This window comes from Streptomyces sp. CB02058, assembly GCF_001905505.1.
In the GTDB taxonomy this organism is placed as follows: Bacteria; Actinomycetota; Actinomycetes; order Streptomycetales; family Streptomycetaceae; genus Streptomyces.
Map to the genome: position 1 here is coordinate 47,094 of NZ_LIPG01000003.1, position 19,307 is coordinate 66,400.

14 protein-coding genes are annotated in these 19,307 nt (G+C 71.7%); 11 read left to right on the forward strand and 3 right to left on the reverse strand.

Features of this window, described 5'->3' with window-relative positions:
* Positions 1-11 precede the first annotated feature (11 nt).
* Positions 12-257 carry an antitoxin gene (locus AMK10_RS13960; protein WP_073748097.1) on the reverse strand — a complete coding sequence of 82 codons (246 nt, stop codon included), beginning with the start codon at positions 255-257 and terminating at the stop codon, positions 12-14.
* Positions 258-401: 144 nt separating this feature from the next.
* On the opposite strand from AMK10_RS13960, the gene miaA reads away from it, so the two are divergent.
* From miaA to hflX, 6 genes are all read left to right on the forward strand, one after another.
* Positions 402-1,340: a tRNA (adenosine(37)-N6)-dimethylallyltransferase MiaA gene (gene miaA / locus AMK10_RS13965; RefSeq protein WP_073748098.1), complete on the forward strand. Its 939-nt coding sequence runs from the start codon at positions 402-404 to the stop codon at positions 1,338-1,340.
* Between the two features lie 107 nt (positions 1,341-1,447).
* Entirely contained in the window at positions 1,448-1,885 is a 438-nt protein-coding gene (locus tag AMK10_RS13970) for a hypothetical protein (RefSeq protein ID WP_073748099.1), read from the forward strand.
* Positions 1,886-1,941: 56 nt separating this feature from the next.
* Positions 1,942-2,814, forward strand: coding sequence for a diaminopimelate epimerase (gene dapF / locus AMK10_RS13975; protein WP_073748100.1), 873 nt, complete (start codon positions 1,942-1,944; stop codon positions 2,812-2,814).
* 140 nt (positions 2,815-2,954) lie between these two features.
* Complete coding sequence (locus AMK10_RS13980; protein WP_073748101.1) at positions 2,955-5,105, forward strand: RelA/SpoT family protein; 2,151 nt, start codon at positions 2,955-2,957, stop codon at positions 5,103-5,105.
* A gap of 94 nt (positions 5,106-5,199) precedes the next feature.
* Positions 5,200-6,690: a M1 family metallopeptidase gene (locus AMK10_RS13985; protein ID WP_073748102.1), complete on the forward strand. Its 1,491-nt coding sequence runs from the start codon at positions 5,200-5,202 to the stop codon at positions 6,688-6,690.
* Between the two features lie 133 nt (positions 6,691-6,823).
* A complete protein-coding gene (gene hflX / locus AMK10_RS13990) occupies positions 6,824-8,344 on the forward strand; it encodes a GTPase HflX (protein ID WP_073748103.1) in 1,521 nt (506 codons plus the stop codon).
* An 89-nt stretch (positions 8,345-8,433) separates the two neighbouring features.
* Here hflX and AMK10_RS13995 read toward each other — a convergent pair whose 3' ends face one another.
* On the reverse strand, positions 8,434-9,645 hold the full coding sequence (locus tag AMK10_RS13995) for a trypsin-like serine peptidase (protein WP_073748104.1): 1,212 nt from the start codon (positions 9,643-9,645) through the stop codon (positions 8,434-8,436).
* Positions 9,646-9,992: 347 nt separating this feature from the next.
* Between AMK10_RS13995 and AMK10_RS14000 the strand changes: the two genes are divergently transcribed.
* Genes AMK10_RS14000 through AMK10_RS14020 form a run of 5 tightly spaced genes read left to right on the forward strand, consistent with a single transcriptional unit; the run spans position 9,993 to position 18,017 of the window.
* Positions 9,993-11,381, forward strand: a complete 1,389-nt coding sequence (locus tag AMK10_RS14000) for a diaminobutyrate--2-oxoglutarate transaminase family protein (RefSeq protein WP_073748105.1) — start codon at positions 9,993-9,995, stop codon at positions 11,379-11,381.
* A gap of 28 nt (positions 11,382-11,409) precedes the next feature.
* Positions 11,410-13,323: an IucA/IucC family protein gene (locus AMK10_RS14005; protein WP_073748106.1), complete on the forward strand. Its 1,914-nt coding sequence runs from the start codon at positions 11,410-11,412 to the stop codon at positions 13,321-13,323.
* Positions 13,324-13,362: 39 nt separating this feature from the next.
* On the forward strand, positions 13,363-14,091 hold the full coding sequence (locus AMK10_RS14010; protein WP_073748107.1) for a GNAT family N-acetyltransferase: 729 nt from the start codon (positions 13,363-13,365) through the stop codon (positions 14,089-14,091).
* 60 nt (positions 14,092-14,151) lie between these two features.
* Entirely contained in the window at positions 14,152-15,999 is a 1,848-nt protein-coding gene (locus tag AMK10_RS14015; RefSeq protein WP_073748108.1) for an IucA/IucC family protein, read from the forward strand.
* Positions 16,000-16,049: 50 nt separating this feature from the next.
* A complete protein-coding gene (locus tag AMK10_RS14020) occupies positions 16,050-18,017 on the forward strand; it encodes an ATP-dependent DNA helicase (RefSeq protein ID WP_073748109.1) in 1,968 nt (655 codons plus the stop codon).
* Positions 18,018-18,152: 135 nt separating this feature from the next.
* On the opposite strand, the gene lexA is transcribed toward AMK10_RS14020, so the two are convergent.
* Positions 18,153-18,950, reverse strand: a complete 798-nt coding sequence (gene lexA / locus AMK10_RS14025; RefSeq protein WP_073748110.1) for a transcriptional repressor LexA — start codon at positions 18,948-18,950, stop codon at positions 18,153-18,155.
* Positions 18,951-19,307: the final 357 nt, after the last annotated feature.

A 19,307-nucleotide genomic window follows, 5' to 3' on the forward strand; every position in this document is an offset into this window, starting at 1 on the left:
CGGTGCCCGGATCAGGAGGCGGGCGGCGGGGGAGGCGTACCGCCCTCGTTCTTCTGTCCCAGGCGGTCGACCGCGTCCTTGGCCTTCTGCGTGCCGGACACGATCTTGTCGCTGTACTTGCCCTTGGTCTTTTGGTCGACCGTGCGGGCGGCCTTGTCGAGGCCCTGGTCGATCTTGCCCCCGTGCTGCTGCGCGAGGTCGCCGACCTTCTCCTTGGCCGGGGCCAGCTTGGCCTTCAGGTTGTCCAGGAAACCCATGGGTCACCTTCCGTGCTGGGGGGACTGTGATCACATTTTACTCGTCGCAGGGCAAACACGCGTCACTCGCCGTGTCCTCACCCGCCGCCCGCCGGCCGGTCCGCGCCGGTCCGGGAGCGCCCCGAAGTTTGGGAGACTGTCCCGGTGAGAAGACCCGCTCCCACCCCCCGCGTCATCACCGTCGTCGGCCCCACCGCGGCCGGAAAGTCCGATCTCGGAGTTTTCCTCGCCCAGCAGCTCGGCGGCGAAGTGGTCAACGCCGACTCCATGCAGCTCTACCGCGGCATGGACATCGGCACCGCGAAGCTGACCCTCACCGAGCGTGACGGCGTCCCGCACCATCTGCTGGACATCTGGGACGTCACCGAGGCCGCGAGCGTGGCCGAGTACCAGCGGCTCGCCCGCGTCGAGATCGACCGGCTGCTGGCCGAGGGGCGGACCCCCGTCCTGGTGGGCGGTTCCGGTCTCTACGTGAAGGGCGCGATCGACGCGCTGGAGTTCCCGGGTACGGATCCCGAGGTGCGCGCCCGGCTCGAACAGGAGCTGACGGAGCGCGGCTCCGGCGCCCTGCACGCCCGGCTCGCCGAGGCGGACCCCGAGGCCGCCCGCGCCATCCTGGCCAGCAACGGGCGCCGCATCGTCCGGGCCCTGGAAGTCATCGAGATCACCGGAAAGCCCTTCACGGCCAACCTGCCGGGAGAGGAACCCGTCTACGACGCCGTTCAGATCGGTGTGGACGTCGAACGGCCCGAGCTCGACGAGCGGATCAGCACCCGGGTGGACCGGATGTGGGAGGCCGGGCTCGTGGACGAGGTGCGCGCGCTGGAGGCCGTGGGGCTGCGCGAGGGGCGCACCGCCTCCCGCGCGCTCGGCTACCAGCAGGTGCTCGCGGCGCTCGCGGGGGAGTGCACGCAGGAGGAGGCGCGCGCCGAGACCGTACGCGCCACCAAACGCTTCGCGCGCCGTCAGGACTCGTGGTTCAGGCGCGACCCGCGCGTCCGGTGGCTGAGTGGTGCCGAGGAACACAGGGGAGAACTCCCGCACCGGGCGCTGGCGTTGGTCGAACGAGCGGTCACAGCCTGATCACGTGATGGCATCGGGAAGCTCAGCCCGTCATTTCGGCGGCCGGGAGCGTGCCATCATCGAGCATCGATCGACCAGTGGAGTCCGAGTTGGGAGGGCGCGTGGCGATGGAGGCCGGCCCTCGCGACACAGACCAAGACGCACCGGATACGCGGCACGAGGCAGGGCGTCTGAGTCCTGACGGGCCCGACGAGCACGACGTGACCCCCGAGGTCGAGGTCGAGCTCCGCCCCGCCCGTCGGCTGCGCATCTGGCAGCTCGCGCCCATCGTGGTGCTGGCGGCGCTCGGCTCCCTGATGTTCGCCTTCCCGCTCGCCTTCGAGTTCGGCGACGGCGGTGCCGTCGTGGCGATGCTGGGACTGCTGATCAGCTCCTGCGCCGCGGGCTGGGGCATGATGGCCGCGCGCCGCGTCGGCCACACCTGGCCCGGCCTGCCGGACAAGGGAGCGGGCGAACGCCCCGACTGGCGCGTGATCGCGCTGTACGTGGCGCTCTGCGCCGTACTCGTGGCCCTGGCCGTCTGGCGCGTGGCCCGGCTGCGCTGAGGCGCCCCCGGGGGCCGGTCCGGCGGACTGTCGGCGGGGCCTCGTACAGTTGGCACGTGAGCACTTCGCAGATCGCCTTCCTCAAGGGTCATGGCACCGAGAACGACTTCGTGATCGTTCCCGACCCGGACAACGCCGTCGACCTGCCCGTTTCCGTCGTCGCCCGGCTCTGCGACCGCCGGGCGGGCATCGGTGGCGACGGGCTGCTGCACGTCGTGCGGTCCGCCGCGCACCCCGACGCCCAGCACATGGCGGGCGAGGCCGAGTGGTTCATGGACTACCGCAACGGGGACGGCTCCGCCGCCGAGATGTGCGGCAACGGCGTGCGTGTCTTCGCCCACTACCTCCAGCGCGCCGGACTCGTCGCCGAGGGTGATCTGGCCGTCGCGACCCGGGGCGGGATCAAGCGGGTCCACCTCGCGAAGAACGGCGACATCACCGTCTCCATGGGCCGCGCGGTGCTGCCCGAGGACGGCGTCACGGTCTCGGTGGACGGCCGCAGCTGGGCCGCCCGCAACGTGAACATGGGCAATCCGCACGCCGTCGCCTTCGTCGAGGACCTGGACCACGCCGGGAACCTCTTCTCCGTACCGCCGTTCAGCCCGGCGTCCGTCTACCCGGACGGCGTCAACATCGAGTTCGTCGCGGACCGCGGACCCCGCCATGTCGCGATGCGCGTCCATGAGCGCGGCTCCGGCGAGACCCGCTCCTGCGGCACCGGCGCCTGCGCCGTGGCCGTCGCCGCCGCCCGCAGGGACGGCCTGGACCCGGCCCTGACCGGCGCCCCCGCCACGTACACCGTGGACCTCCCCGGAGGCACCCTGGTGATCACCGAATACCCGGACGGCGGGATCGACATGACGGGACCCGCAGTGATCGTCGCCGAAGGCGTGATCGACCCCTCCTGGCTCGAAACGATGATCGGTTAGAGCTTCGCTCGAATGGGTGATCCGTTTCACGCTGGGCGAGAGCGGGACTGCGCCACGTGGTGGGGTCGATAGCATCAAGCACCGGCCCGGAGGTGTACCCGCACCTCTCCACCGCCGGTCGACGTTGCCGGAGGTGCCCCATGAGCGCAGAGGCCACCAATCCAGGTGCTCCCCTTCGCAAGCGCGGTCGTCCACGGATCGATCTGCGCAGGCTGGGCCGTGTCGCCCTGCTCGGGCCGGTCTCCCGTGACCGGCTGCCCGACGCCATCGGGCATGTCGCGGAGGCCCACAGGGCGCACCACCCCGACGCCGACCTGGACATCCTGCGCCGGGCCTACGTCCTGGCCGAGTCCTCCCACCGCGGCCAGATGCGCAAGAGCGGCGAGCCCTACATCACCCATCCGCTCGCGGTGACCCTCATCCTCGCCGAACTCGGCGCGGAGACGACGACCCTGACCGCCTCGCTCCTCCACGACACGGTCGAGGACACGGACGTGACGCTCGATCAGGTGCGGGAGCAGTTCGGCGACGAGGTCTGCTATCTGGTCGACGGGGTCACCAAGCTCGAGAAGGTCGACTACGGAGCCGCCGCCGAGCCCGAGACCTTCCGCAAGATGCTCGTCGCCACCGGCAACGACGTCCGGGTGATGTCCATCAAGCTCGCCGACCGGCTGCACAACATGCGAACCCTCGGTGTCATGCGTCCCGAGAAGCAGGCCAGGATCGCCAAGGTCACCCGTGACGTACTCATCCCGCTAGCCGAACGCCTCGGTGTGCAGGCGCTCAAGACGGAGCTGGAGGATCTCGTCTTCGCGATCCTCCACCCCCAGGAGTACGAACGCACCCAGGCGCTGATCACCGCGTGGGCCGACGCCCAGGACCCCCTCACGGAGATCGCCGAGGGCGTCAGGTCGACCCTCCGTGAAGCCGGCATCAGCGCCGAAGTCCTCATCAGACCGCGCCACTTCGTCTCGGTGCACCGGGTGAGGATCAAACGCGGCGAGATGCGCGGCACCGACTTCGGACGGCTGCTGGTGCTGGTCGGCGAGGACGCCGACTGCTACGCCGTCCTGGGCGAACTGCACACGTGCTTCACGCCGGTGATCTCCGAGTTCAAGGACTTCATCGCGGCCCCCAAGTTCAACCTCTACCAGTCGCTGCACACCGCCGTCGTCGGCCCCGAGGGCGCGGTCGCCGAAGTCCTCATCCGCACGCACCGGATGCACAAGGTCGCCGAGGCGGGCGTCGTGGCGCTCGGCAATCCCTACACCCAGGACGGCACCAACGCCGCCCACCAGGCCGAACCGGCCGACGGCGAGCGCGCCGACCCGACCAGGCCCGGCTGGCTCTCCCGCCTCCTGGACTGGCAGGAATCGGCCACCGACTCCGACACTTTTTGGACCACGCTGCGCGCCGACCTCGCGCAGGACCGGGAGATCACCGTCTTCCGGACCGACGGCGGGACCTTGGGCCTGCCCGCCGGCGCCAGCTGCGCCGACGCCGCGTACGCGCAGTACGGCGAAGAGGCGCACGGCAGCATCGGCGCCCGCGTCAACGGCCGGCTGGCCACCCTCAGCACCGTGCTGAACGACGGCGACACCGTGCAGCTGCTCCTCGCCCAGGACGCCTCCTCCGGCCCCTCGCCCGAGTGGCTCGACCATGTCCGTACCCCCGCTGCACGGATCGCGATCACGGCGTGGCTCGACGCCCATCCGGACGGCGCGCAGGGGGCCCACGGGGGCCGGCCCGACGCGGAACGGCCGCAGGCTGCCCAGCCGTCCGAGGAAGCGGCCAACGGCCGGGGCAGGCCGGGCGGCAGGACGCCGAGCGTGGACGTGGACACCCCGGGCGCACCGGTCCGGCTCGCCGGCTGCTGCACCCCCGTCCCGCCCGACGCCATCGTCGGGTTCACGGTGCGCGGCGGTGCCGTCACCGTGCACCGCGAGGAGTGTCCCGCGGTGGCCCGGATGCGCGCACTCGGCCGGGCGGCCGTCGGCGCCCGCTGGAACGACCCGGGTGAGTGGAGCGGCACCGCCGACTACCGGGTCACCCTCGTCGCCGAGTCCTTCGGACGCCCCCGGCTGCTCGCCGACCTCACGGAGGCCATCGCGACAGCGGAGGCCGCCATCGTCGCCGCCACCGTCGAACCGCCCAGCGAACAGCGGGTCCGGCACACCTACACGCTCCAGCTCCCGGACGCCGCGGGACTGCCCGGCCTCATGCGGGCGATGCGTGACGTGCCCGGCGTCTACGACGTGAGCCGCGCCCAGCAGCCGGCCGCCACCGGCTGACCTGCCTCTTCCTGCCGCCCGTCGGAGACCTCGTTCGGGTGGGTGCGGCGCGCGCCACCTCCGCGGGGGCGGTGCGCGCTGGTAGCCGTAGTCCATGCCGCTCACCTCCCGCCGACTGCGCGCCGCACTGCTGGCCACCGCGTCGGTCACCCTCGTCGCCGCGTCCCTGCCCGCACCCGAGCCGCTCGGCATCGGCGACCGGCTCTTCCCCCATCTCGGCAACCCCGGCTACGACGTCCTCGCCTACGACGTCTCGCTCACCTACAAGGGCAGCAACACCAAGCCCCTCGACGCCGTCACCACGATCGACGCGCGGACGACCGAGCCCCTGGAGCGGATCAACCTCGACTTCGCCCGGGGCACCGTCAGCTCCGTCGAGGTCGACGGAGCCGACTCGGAGTTCGCCGCCGCCGGAGAGGACCTGGTCGTCGACGCCCCCACAGCGCTCCCGGCCGGCGCGCCCGTACGGATCACCGTCCGGCACACGAGCGATCCCACGGGGGACCAGGCCAACGGCGGCTGGGTGCCGACCGCGGACGGACTCGCGATGGCCAACCAGGCCGACGCGGCGCACCGGGTCTTCCCCGGCAACGACCACCCCGCCGACAAGGCGTACTTCACCTTCCGGGTGACCGCGCCGAAGGCCCTCACCGTCGTGGCGGGCGGCCTCCTCGCCGAAAAGCGCGAACACGCGGCCACGACCACCTGGACCTACCGCACCAGCCACCCCATGGCGACCGAGCTCGCACAGGTCTCCATCGGGCGCTCGGCCGTCCTGCGGCGCACCGGTCCGAACGGCCTGCCGGTCCGCGACGTCGTGCCCGCGGCCGACCGCGCGAAGCTGGAACCCTGGCTGCGCAAGACCCCGGACCAGCTCGCCTGGATGGAGAAGCAGGTAGGGCCCTACCCGTTCGAGACGTACGGACTGCTCGTCGCCGACACCGAGACGGGCTTCGAGCTGGAGACCCAGACGCTCTCGCTCTTCGAACGCTCCATGTTCACCGGGACCGGTTACCCCGAGTGGTACGTCGAATCGGTCATGGTCCACGAACTCGCCCACCAGTGGTTCGGCAACAGCGTCTCGCCGCGGACCTGGTCCGACCTCTGGCTCAACGAGGGGCACGCCACCTGGTACGAGGCCCTCTACGCCGAGGAGCACGCGAAGAAGCCGATGGAGCGGCGGATGCGCGAGGCCTACGCGCGCTCCGACACCTGGCGCGCCGCCGGAGGCCCGCCCGCCCGCCCCGACGTACCGAGCCCCGACCACAAGATCAGCCTGTTCAGGCCGGTCGTGTACGACGGCAGCGCCCTCATCCTGTACGCGCTCCGCGAGGAGATCGGGAGGGCCGCGTTCGACCGCCTGGAGCGGACCTGGGTGAGCGTCCACCGGGACGGATCGGCGACCACCCGGCAGTTCACCGACCTGGCGTCCGGGATCGCGGGACGGGACCTGACGGCGTTCTTCGACGGCTGGCTGTACGCGAAGAAGACCCCGCCCATGCCGGGGCACCCGGACTGGCGCAGCGAGGCCCCGCGCGCCACGGCCGTCCCGCAGAGCCCCGCCCGCGCACCGAAACCGGAGTGACTGGGCGGGCGGGGACATGCCACTATCGACGCGTCGGCACGGCGGCCGGCCGGTGGATCCCGTCCCTGGGAATCATCCGGCAGGGTCACGCGTTGTGACTGACGTAACGGACTTCTATCGACGTAAGGATCCAATGACCTCCTCTTCCTCCCTTCCCCAGGACGCGCAGGACGCGCAGAGCGCCACGGAACCCGTCTCCGAGAGCCTCACCGAGAGCCTTCGGGCCGACGCCCTGATGGAAGAGGACGTCGCCTGGAGCCACGAGATCGACGGAGAGCGGGACGGCGAGCAGTTCGACCGTTCCGAGCGTGCGGCGCTCCGCCGTGTCGCCGGCCTCTCCACCGAGCTCGAGGACGTCACCGAGGTCGAGTACCGGCAGCTGCGCCTGGAGCGCGTGGTGCTCGTCGGTGTCTGGACCTCCGGGACGGTCCACGACGCGGAGATCTCCCTCGCGGAGCTCGCGGCACTCGCCGAGACGGCGGGCGCCCAGGTGCTCGACGCCGTCTTCCAGCGGCGCGACAAGCCCGACGCGGCCACCTACATCGGCTCGGGCAAGGCGCTGGAGCTCCGTGACATCGTCCTCGAGTCCGGGGCTGACACCGTCGTCTGCGACGGTGAGCTCAGCCCCGGCCAGCTGATCCACCTGGAGGACGTCGTCAAGGTCAAGGTGGTCGACAGGACCGCCCTGATCCTCGACATCTTCGCCCAGCACGCCAAGTCCCGTGAGGGCAAGGCGCAGGTCTCGCTGGCACAGATGCAGTACATGCTGCCGCGCCTGCGCGGCTGGGGTCAGTCACTGTCCCGGCAGATGGGCGGCGGCGGTTCCAGCGGCGGTGGCGGCATGGCGACGCGTGGCCCCGGTGAGACCAAGATCGAGACGGACCGGCGCCGGATCCGCGAGAAGATGGCGAAGATGCGCCGGGAGATCGCGGAGATGAAGACCGGCCGCGACCTCAAGCGCCAGGAACGCAAGCGCAACAAGGTGCCCTCGGTCGCGATCGCCGGATACACCAACGCCGGCAAGTCCTCCCTGCTCAACAGGCTCACCGGCGCCGGTGTCCTCGTGGAGAACGCCCTGTTCGCCACGCTGGACCCGACCGTGCGGCGGGCCGAGACCCCGAGCGGCCGGCTCTACACCCTGGCCGACACCGTCGGCTTCGTACGGCATCTGCCCCACCACCTGGTCGAGGCGTTCCGCTCCACCATGGAGGAGGTCGGCGAGTCCGACCTGATCCTGCACGTGGTCGACGGCGCGCACCCGGTCCCGGAGGAGCAGCTCGCCGCCGTGCGCCAGGTGATCCGGGAGGTCGGCGCGGTCGACGTCCGCGAGATCGTCGTGATCAACAAGGCGGACGCGGCGGACCCGCTCGTGCTCCAGCGCCTGCTGCGCACCGAGAAGTACGCGATCGCCGTGTCGGCGAGGACCGGTGCCGGGATCGACGAGCTGCTCGCGCTCATCGACGCCGAGCTCCCGCGGCCGTCCGTGGAGATCGAGGCACTCGTGCCCTACACCCAGGGCGGACTCGTCTCCCGGGTGCACGCCGAGGGCGAGGTGATCTCCGAGGAGCACACCCCGGAGGGCACGCTGCTCAAGGCGCGGGTCCACGAGGAGCTCGCCGCGGACCTCGCGGCGTTCGTGCCGGTCGCCCACTGACCCGCCGGAGCGTGTGAAACGCGGAAGGCCGGGCTCCCCTCAGCGAGGGGAGCCCGGCCTTCTCGTATGTGCGGGAGCCGTGCCCGGACCTACTGGCCCGCGTACTTCTTGCTGACGGCCTCGTAGACGCCCTTGGCCTCGGGGCCGAGACGGGGACCGGCCAGCCAGCCGGCCGTCACCGGGCCGATCGAGGTGTTGGAGACGAGCGCCGGCTCACCGTCCTGCCCCTTCGCGACCCAGCCGCCGCCGGAGGAGCCGCCGGTCATCGAGCATCCGACGCGGTACATCGTCGGCTGGTTCTCGAACACGGTCAGGCGGCCCGGCTTGTCCGTGCACTGGAACGCCTTCTGGCCGTCGTACGGAGGAGCGGCCGGGTAGCCCGTCGCCGTCATGTCCGCGATGTCCGGCACCGCGGGGGCGTTGAACTCGACCGGAAGCGCCGAACCCACGGTCTCCTCGAGGGACTTGCCCGTGGAGCCCTTCTCCGGGGCGACCTGAAGGACCGCGAAGTCGTAGGGAGCGCCCTGGCCGCCGGTCGCGGCACCCTGGTCGATCCACTGCTCGGAGGTCTGCGCCCACTGGCCCCACCACACGCCGTACGGAGCGATCTGCTCCTTGGACGCGTTCTCCAGCTCGGCCGTGGTGAGCCCGCTGTCGTTGTACGACGGGACGAACGCGATGTTGCGGTACCAGCCGCCGTCCTTGCCCGCGTGTACACAGTGCCCGGCGGTCCACACCATGTTGGACTTGCCCGGGTGCGCGGGGTCCTTCACCACGGTCGCCGAGCAGACCATCGAACCCTCGGGCCCGTCGAAGAGGAGCTTGCCGGACGCCGCAGCGCTGTCGTGGTACGGCGTCTTCAGGCCGACGGCCCGGACCGGGGCGGGCGTCGGGTCCGTCACGCCCTCGTCACCGGAGATGTCGGTGTCGACCGGGTTCTCCGGGGGCTTGTCCGCCTCGCGCATCCGGTCCGGGTTCCAGAGGTCCTCGATGATCGGGTTGACGTAGTCCTTGGCCTCACGCAGCCAGGTGTCCTTGTCCCAGTTCTTCCACTCGCCGTCCCGCCACTTCTCAAGATCGATCCCGTGCTCCTTGAGCCGCTCCTTGAGATCGTCCGGGATGACGACCTTGCCGTCGGCGGACTGCCCGGCGGAGCTGCTCGGATCGCTCATCGCCCCGTCCTCCTCCGGGCCGCAGGCCGTGGCGGTGAGCGTCAGAACAGCGGCGAGGGCGGCTGCGGCGAACACCCGGGGAGTGCGGCTGGCGCTCCTCCCGCGGAGTGCGGTATCGATCGGGCGCATGGGTCGCATCTGGTGATCCCCCTGGGACTTCGTCACTGACTTCGGTACTGCACCGAGGACTTGGGGCGAGCGGCGCCGTCCTCGCCGGACCGCGGCAGGCCCCGGGGACGTCGGAGCGGCGGCCCCCGTCCCGGGTGCGGCACCCACTATGCCGGTGCCGTGAGGGACGGCGCGCGGCAGGGCCACGGTTCCGCGCGCGCAAGGATCTTCCGATTTACCCGTGATCTCCCGCCTTCCACGTCGTTGGTACGTACGGGGGACACCAGGACAGCGTTCAACCGCGCGTTCGTGCTCTCGGGAGACGTACCGATGTGCAACGCAACTGTTATGCAGGAGGACCGACAGCCGTGGCCGTGACCGAACCAGCTCCGGTGGCACTTCCCGCTGTGCACGAGGGAATTCTGCGGCGGCAGGCCCAACGGGAGTCGGCGGCCCGCACCTACGCACGCTCCCTGCCGATCGTGCCGGTACGCGCGCGCGGCATGACCATCGAGGGCGCCGACGGGCGGCGTTATCTCGACTGCCTCTCGGGGGCGGGCACGCTGGCGCTCGGCCACAACCACCCCGTGGTGCTGGAGGCCATCAGGAAGGTCATCGACTCCGGGGCTCCGCTGCACGTCCTCGACCTCGCGACCCCCGTCAAGGACGCCTTCACCACCGAGCTGTTCGCCACCCTTCCGAGGGAACTCGCCGACAACGCACGCATCCAGTTCTGCGGTCCGGCCGGGACGGACGCCGTCGAGGCGGCGTTCAAGCTGGTCCGCGCCGGCGGGCGCAGTGGAATCCTCGCCTTCACCGGCGCCTACCACGGCATGACCGAGGGTGCGCTGGCCGCGTCGGGCGGCGCCCAGGACGTCCGGGTGACGAGGCTGCCCTTCCCGCGCAACTACCGCTGCCCGTTCGGCGCCGGCGGCGAGCGGGGCGCGGACATCGCCGCGCGCTGGACCGAGCACCTCCTGGACGACCCCAAGGGCGGTGTGCCCGCCCCCGCCGCGATGATCGTGGAGCCCGTCCAGGGCGAGGGCGGAGTGAACCCGGCCCCGGACAGCTGGCTGCGCCGGATGCGGGAGATCACCCGCGAGCGCTCCATCGCCCTGATCGCGGACGAGGTGCAGACCGGAGTCGGCAGGACCGGCACCTTCTGGGCGGTCGAACACAGCGGTATCGTCCCCGACGTGATGGTGCTCTCGAAAGCCATCGGTGGCTCGCTGCCCCTCGCGGTGATCGTCTACCGCTCCGAACTCGACCTCTGGCAACCGGGGGCCCACGCGGGCACCTTCCGGGGCAATCAGCTGGCCATGGCGGCCGGTGCCGCGACCCTCGCGTACGTACGGGAGAACCGCCTCGCCGAACGCGCGGGCACGCTCGGCGGGCGCATGCTCGCCCGGCTCCAGGCGCTCAGCGCGGACCACCCGAGCATCGGCGACGTCCGGGGCCGAGGGCTGATGATCGGCATCGAACTCGTCGACCCCGAGGCCGAGCCGCTCGACGTCACCACCGAGAACGGTTCCGCCCCGCCCCCGGACCCCGCCCTCGCCGCGGCCGTCCAGCAGGAATGCCTGCGCCGTGGTCTCATCGTCGAACTCGGCGGACGCCACAACGCCGTTGTCCGGCTGCTCCCTCCCCTCACCCTCACCGACGAACAGGCGACCGCGGTCGTCGACCGCCTCGCCGACGCGCTGAGAGCGGCCGAGCGCTCTCCGCACCGCCGTGCCGCTGCCGGGCCGACCCGCTGATCCCGGACCTCTCACAAGGAAGACCGCCGTGAACCCCACCCCTGCGCCCGAGGCCGACGGCCCCCTCACCAGCCAGCAGCGAGGACAGGACCTGCCGGACGGCACCCTCGCCGTGGAGTCGACGACCGTGCCGCGCCAGAAGGCCGGCCCGTACGACACCCCGCGCCCCGGAGCGGACCACCCCGACAGCGGCCACCAGGCCCACCGGCCCGGCCCCGCCGAGCAGGACCCGCTGGACCACCCGGACCCGCTGAGGGCCGCCGATTCGGCCGGCACGGAGAACCTCCTGCGCTGCTGGACCCGGGAGAACGACCTGCCCCGGCCGCAGGGAAGCACCCTGCGCATCCCGCTCCCCGCGAGCGGCACCGCCCTGCTCGTCCCTGTCGCCCACTGGTCCGCGACCGGCTGGCACCGCTTCGGCACGCCCGTCCTGGAGAACGCGCCCGCGGGCGCTCCGGGCGCCGACGCCGTCACCGTGGCGGCACTCCTGGGCCGCGAGAGCGGGCGGAGCGCCGGAGCCGACATGGTCGCCAGGGTGGCGGACTCCGTCCGGCACACGGCCGCCTTCATCGCGGCCCGGCGCCGGACGCCCACCGCGCCCTCCGAGGCCGACCTCTTCCTCACCGCCGAACAGTCCCTGGTCCTCGGCCACCCCCTGCACCCCACGCCCAAGAGCCGCGAGGGCCTCTCGGAGACCGAAGCACTGCTCTACTCACCCGAGTTGCGCGGTTCCTTCCCGCTCCACTGGATGGCGGTGGACCGTTCCGTGCTGGCCACGGAGTCCTCCTGGACCAAGGCCGGCCGCCCGGTCCCCGCGGAAGCACTCCTCGCCCCCCACACCGAGGGACTGAGCCTCCCCGAGGGCACCGCGGCCCTCCCGCTCCACCCCTGGCAGGCGGCCGAGGTCCTGCGCCGCCCCGAGGTCGTGGCACTCGTGGAGAAGGGCCTCCTGCACGACCTCGGCCCGTACGGGGAACGCTGGCACCCCACCTCCTCCGTGCGTACGGTGCACCGGCCCGGCTCCGACCTCATGCTGAAGCTCTCCCTGGGCGTACGCATCACCAACTCCCGCCGGGAGAACCTCCGCAAGGAGCTCCACCGCGGCGCCGAGGTCCACCGCCTGCTGCGCACCGGACTCGCCGAGCGGTGGCAGCGTGAGCACCCCGGATTCGACATCGTGCGCGACCCCGCCTGGCTCGCCGTCGACGGGACGGACGGCAGCCCCGTCCCCGGGCTCGACGTGATGCTCCGCCACAACCCCTTCGGCCCGGCCGACGACGCGGTGTGCATCGCCGGGCTCACCACCCCCCGGCCCTGGCCCGGCAGGACAGGCACGCACTCCCGGCTCGCCGACACCGTCCACGCGCTCGCCGCCCGTACGGGCAGGACGACCGGAGCCGTGTGCGCCGAGTGGTTCCTGCGCTACCTCGACCGCGTGGTCCTGCCCGTCCTCTGGCTCGACGCCCACGCGGGCGTCGCCCTGGAGGCCCACCAGCAGAACACGCTCGTCCTCCTCGACGCGGACGGCTGGCCCGTCGGCGGCAGGTACCGCGACAACCAGGGCTACTACTTCCGCGAGTCCCACCGGTCCGCGCTCGAACAGCGCCTCCCGGGTATCGGCTCCGTCAGCGACACCTTCGTCTCCGACGCCGTCACCGACGAGCGGTTCGCCTACTACCTCGGCATCAACAACGTCTTCGGACTCATCGGGGCCTTCGGCTCCCAGGGCCTCGCCGACGAGCAACTGCTCCTCGCCGCGCTCCGCCGGTTCCTCGAAGGTGCTGTGGCGCTGGGCTCCCCGCTGCCCGAGTATCTCCTCGGGACCCCCCAACTGCGCTGCAAGGCCAACCTGCTGACCCGGCTCCACGGCCTCGACGAACTGGTCGGCCCGGTCGACACCCAGTCCGTGTACGTCACCATCGCCAACCCCCTCCGCAGCTGAGGGATATGACCGCCTGAACGACGAGAGGAGAGCGCCACGGTGCACCAGGCCGATGCGCACACCGAGGCCGGAGCCGACGACGCCGCCCCGGCGGACGCCATGGGCACCGAGGACACCCTGGAGCTGCGGCTCACCGAGGAGCTCCTCGCCCTGCTCGGCGACGACCGCCGGACGGCCGGCGGCCCGGCCGACGCCTCGGCCCTCGTGGGGAGCCCCGGCGCGTGGAACCCCGTCACGACACCGGCGGGGCCCTTCCAGCTGGTCCCGGTGGAGCTCGAACGCGATCTGGCCGTGATCAGCCGCTGGATGAACGACCCGGCCGTCGCCGCCTTCTGGGAGCTCGCGGGACCCGAATCGGTCACTGCCGACCACCTCCGGGCACAGCTCGAAGGGGACGGCCGCAGCATCCCCTGCCTCGGAGTGCTCGGCGGGACGCCGATGAGCTACTGGGAGATCTACCGGGCGGATCTGGACCCACTGGCCCGCCACTACCCGGCCAGGCCCCACGACACCGGCATCCACCTCCTCATCGGCGGAGTGGGAAACCGGGGCCGCGGCATCGGCTCCGTGCTGCTCCGGGCCGTCGCCGACCTCGTCCTCGACAACCGCCCGCTCTGCGCCCGCGTCGTCGCGGAGCCGGACCTGCGCAACACCCCGTCGGTCTCGGCCTTCCTGAGCGCCGGTTTCCGCTTCTGCGCGGAAGTGGAACTCCCCGACAAGCGAGCCGCCCTGATGATCCGCGACCGAGCCCACCGTGACCACCTGTGAACAACTCGCCGAACCACACCGCCCGCTCGAACCCCATCGGTCCCACCCGGAGGAGTCCCCGTGCCGACATATCCTGCGAGCCATCACCCGGCGGAGCGTCATACGCCGCTCGAGACGCCAGAACTCAACCGGACCGTCTGGGACCGGGTCGCGGCCGGACTCCTCGCGAAGATGCTCGGTGAGTTCGCCTACGAGGAAGTCGTCGAACCGGTGCCCCGGACGGACGGCGGCGCGGGGCGAACCGGCACCTACACCCTGCCGCTCGACGACGGCGCAATCCTGAGCTTCCACGCCCGGCGAGGCGTCTACGGCAGCTGGCGCGTCGACCCCGGGTCGATCACCGAGACGGCGACGGCCGGCCCGGACGACGGCACCCCCTTCCGCGATCCGCTGCGTTTCCTCGCCCGGGGCCGCCGGCTCCTCGGTCTCGACGGCGCCACCCTCGGCCACCTCATCCGTGAGCTCACCGCCACGCTCACGGCCGACGCCCGGCTGGACCACCACGCGCTCCGCGCGCCGCAGCTCGCCGAACTCCCGTACGCGGAGCTCGAAGGCCACCAGACCGGGCATCCCTGGCTGGTTGCGAACAAGGGCCGTCTCGGGTTCTCCGCCACCGACGCCGCCCGCTTCACCCCCGAGGCGCGCACCCCCACCGCACTGCCCTGGATCGCCGTCAGCACACGCATAGCCGGCTACCGGGGCGTGAGCCGGCTCGCCGCCCCCGAGGACCTGTACGACCGGGAGCTGGACCCGCACGTCCGGGAGTCCTTCGACGCGGTCCTGCGCGACCGGGGCCTGGCCCCCGAGGACTACCTCTTCCTCCCCGTGCACCCCTGGCAGTGGGACGAGTGGATCGTTCCCCTCTTCGCCCCCGCCATCGCCGACGGGGACATCGTGCCCCTGCACACCGACGACGACCTCCGGCTGCCCCAGCAGTCCATCCGTACGTTCACGAACGTCGACCGGCCCGACCGGCACACGGTCAAGCTGCCGCTGTCGATCCTCAACACCCTCGTCTGGCGCGGCCTGCCGACCGAACGCACCCTCGCGGCCCCGGCCGTCACCGCCTGGGTCCAGGGCCTGTGCGACGGCGACCCGTTCCTCCGCGACACGTGCGGCGTCATCCTGCTGGGAGAGGTCGCCTCGGTGACCGTCGAGCACCCGCTCTACGACCACCTCCCCGAGACGCCGTACCAGTTCAAGGAGATCCTCGGAGCGATCTGGCGGGAGCCCCTCCAGCCACGGCTCGCCCCCGGGGAACGCGCCCGTACGCTCGCCGCGCTGCTGCACACCGACCCCGACGGCCGCTCGTTCACCGCCGAACTCGTCGCCCGCTCCGGACTGACCCCGGCCGTCTGGCTGGCCCGTCTCTTCGCCGCCCTGCTGCCGCCGCTCCTGCACTTCCTCTACCGCTACGGCACCGTGTTCTCCCCGCACGGAGAGAACGCCATCGTGGTCTTCGACGAGAACGACGTGCCCGTGCGCCTCGCGATCAAGGACTTCGTCGACGACGTGAACGTCAGCGGCCGGCCGGTGCCCGAGCACGACACGATGCCGGAGGACGTGCGGGCCATCCTGCTCACGGAGGACCCCGCCTTCCTCACCCAGTTCATCCACTCCGGGCTCTTCGTGGGCGTCTTCCGCTATCTGTCCCCGCTCTGCGAGGAGCAACTAGGCGTCCCGGAGGGTGAATTCTGGTCACTCGTCCGTGCCGAGATCCTGCGCCATCACGCCCGCTTCCCCGAGCTCAAGGAACGGTTCGAGATCTTCGACATGCTGACGCCGACGATCGAGCGCCTCTGCCTGAACCGCAACCGTCTGCATCTGGACGGCTACCGCGACCGGCCGGAGCGCCCGCACGCCGCCGTGCACGGCAGGGTTCCCAATCCGCTCCACCCTTCCGTGTGAGTCCGGGAGGGAACACTGATGTCAGTGGTGCGCCGTAGGGTGGACGGGCTATGACGAAGCCATCTCTCCCCGACCTCCTCCACGCCGCCGTCACCGCTGTCGGCGGTACGGAGCGGCCCGGCCAGGTGTCCATGGCCGAGGCCGTCGCCGAGGCCGTCGACGACAACGCCCACCTGCTCGTCCAGGCCGGCACCGGCACCGGGAAGTCCCTCGGCTACCTGGTGCCGGCGCTGGCCCACGGCGAGCGGGTCGTGGTGGCCACGGCCACGCTCGCCCTCCAGCGCCAGCTGGTGGAGCGGGACCTTCCGCGCACGGTCGACGCGCTGCACCCGCTGCTGCGCCGCCGTCCCCAGTTCGCGATGCTCAAGGGCCGGTCGAACTACCTCTGCCTGCACCGGCTCCACGAGGGGGTCCCGCAGGACGAGGAGGAGGGGCTCTTCGACCAGTTCGAGGCGGCGGCGCCGTCCAGCAAGCTGGGCCAGGACCTGCTGCGCCTGCGCGACTGGTCGGACGACACGGAGACGGGCGACCGGGACGACCTGACGCCCGGTGTCTCGGACCGGGCGTGGGCGCAGGTCTCCGTCTCCTCCCGCGAGTGCCTGGGCGCGTCGAAGTGCGCGTACGGCGCCGAGTGCTTCGCGGAGACGGCACGCGAGCGGGCCAAGCTCGCCGATGTCGTCGTCACCAACCACGCCCTGCTCGCGATCGACGCGATCGAGGGCGCCCCGGTGCTCCCCAAGCACGAGGTGCTCATCGTCGACGAGGCGCACGAGCTGGTCTCGCGGGTCACCGGTGTGGCCACCGGGGAGCTCACACCCGGCCAGGTGAACCGCGCGGTGCGCCGTGCGGCCAAGCTGGTCAACGAGAAGGCGGCCGACGCCCTGCTGACCGCTTCGGAGGGGTTCGAACGGGTCATGGAGCTGGCGCTCCCCGGACGCCTGGAGGAGGTGCCAGAGGACCTGGGCTACGCCCTGATGGCCCTGCGTGACGCCGCGCGTACGGTGATCTCCGCCCTCGGCGGCACCCGCGACAAGTCCGTCCAGGACGAGGACGCGGTGCGCAAGCAGGCCATGGCGTCGGTCGAGTCGATCCACAGCGTGGCGGAGCGCATCACCCAGGGCTCCGAGTACGACGTCGTCTGGTACGAGCGCCACGACCGCTTCGGCGCGTCCGTGCGGGTGGCGCCGCTCTCCGTGTCCGGGCTGCTGCGCGAGAAGCTGTTCGCCGAGCGCTCGGTGGTCCTGACCTCGGCCACCCTCAAGCTGGGGGGCGACTTCAACGGCGTGGGGGCGTCGCTGGGGCTCGCGCCCGAGGGCACGGCGGGTGACGACACTCCGCAGTGGAAGGGCCTCGACGTCGGATCGCCGTTCGACTACCCGAAGCAGGGCATCCTGTACGTCGCCCGGCACCTGGCCACGCCCGGCCGGGAGGGATCCCGCACCGACATGCTCGACGAGCTCGCCGAACTGGTGGACGCGGCCGGTGGCCGCACCCTGGGGCTCTTCTCCTCCATGCGGGCGGCCCAGGCCGCCGCGGAGGAGCTGCGCGGCCGGCAGGACAAGCCGATTCTGCTCCAGGGCGAGGAGACCCTCGGAGAGCTGATCAAGAACTTCGCCGCGGATCCCGAGACCTGTCTCTTCGGGACGCTGTCGCTCTGGCAGGGCGTCGATGTCCCCGGTCCGAGCTGCCAGCTCGTGATCATGGACCGTATTCCGTTCCCGAGGCCGGACGACCCGCTGATGAGCGCGCGCCAGAAGGCGGTCGAGGAAGCGGGCGGCAACGGCTTCATGGCGGTGGCGGCGACCCATGCGGCGCTGCTGATGGCGCAGGGGGCCGGCCGGCTCGTCCGTGCCATGGGAGACAAGGGCGTGGTCGCGGTGCTCGACCCCCGGCTGGCCAACGCCCGGTACGGGAGCTACCTCCGGGCCTCACTGCCCGACTTCTGGTACACCACGGACCGCAATCAGGCGCGACGCTCGCTGGCGGCGATCGACGCGGCGGCCAAGGCGGCCCCGTAGACGCGGAGGCGGATCAGAACCGCAGGCGCCCCTGAGAACGCCCTCTCAGGGGCCGCTCACGCAGTGGCGGCGGGCATGGCAGGGCCCCGGAACCGGCGCAGAGGTCCCGGGGCCCAGTCCGGACCGGCGGAGTTTTCACACGCGCCGCAGCACCGCCACGACCTTGCCCAGGATCGTGGCCTCGTCACCGGGAATCGGCTGGTAGGCGGAGTTGTGCGGGAGCAGCCACACATGGCCGTCCTCGCGCTTGAAGCGCTTCACCGTGGCCTCGCCGTCCAGCATGGCCGCGACGATGTCGCCGTTCTCCGCGACGGGCTGGCGCCGGACGGTGACCCAGTCGCCGTCCATGATCGCGGCCTCGATCATCGAGTCGCCGACGACCTTCAGCACGAAGAGCTCGCCGTCACCGACGAGCTGGCGGGGGAGCGGGAAGACGTCCTCGACGGACTCCTCGGCGAGGATCGGCCCACCGGCGGCGATCCGGCCGACGAGCGGCACATAGGAAGCGGCGGGCTTCCCCGTGGTGTCGGTCGGCTGGGTGCTGGGCTGGTCCGAGCCCCGCACCTCGTAGGCACGCGGCCGGTGCGGGTCGCGGCGCAGGAAGCCCTTGCGCTCCAGGGCCATCAGCTGGTGGGCGACCGACGAGGTGCTGGACAGTCCCACCGCCTGGCCGATCTCGCGCATCGACGGGGGATAGCCACGCCGCTGGACGGAGTCCCGGATCACCTCGATGACGCGCCGCTGCCGGTCCGTGAGCCCCGAGCTGTCCGCCCGGATTCCTGGGGGGCGGCCGGGCAAGGAGCGCGCGGGTCGCGCGGGCTCTGGGCCCTCCGCGTTCATGACTGAGTCATTCATGGCATGCACCGGCTCAAGTCGGCTCTGGGAGCGGTGGTCCTGGGCAGTGATGGTGGCACTGTCTGCGGTGGTGGTCACGTCGGCGGCCCCTCTCGAATGGTCTCCCTAGTTAGGCAACGGTAGTAGCTTTCGAAAGGTTGCGCCAAACACACGTTCGAGTGAAAAACAAATAAAGGGCTGTCGCGTGGTTGCTGCGAGGTGTATGAGCTGATGCGGCGGGCCCACTGGAGACCATCGTTCCGGGGGTCCACGCTAGCGCTCCACCGGCCCGTTCCCGTGCGCGGGGGTGGGTCCGCCCGGGGTGTCGCGGAGGTGTCGCCCCGGGCGGGCGCGAGATGTCGCGCAGGACCGCCGGGCGGGCGGGCCCGCGGACCCGGGGGCCGCGCGTTTCCCGTACCCTCGTGCCGGGCCGTAGGCTGCCTCCCGGTCTTCGGC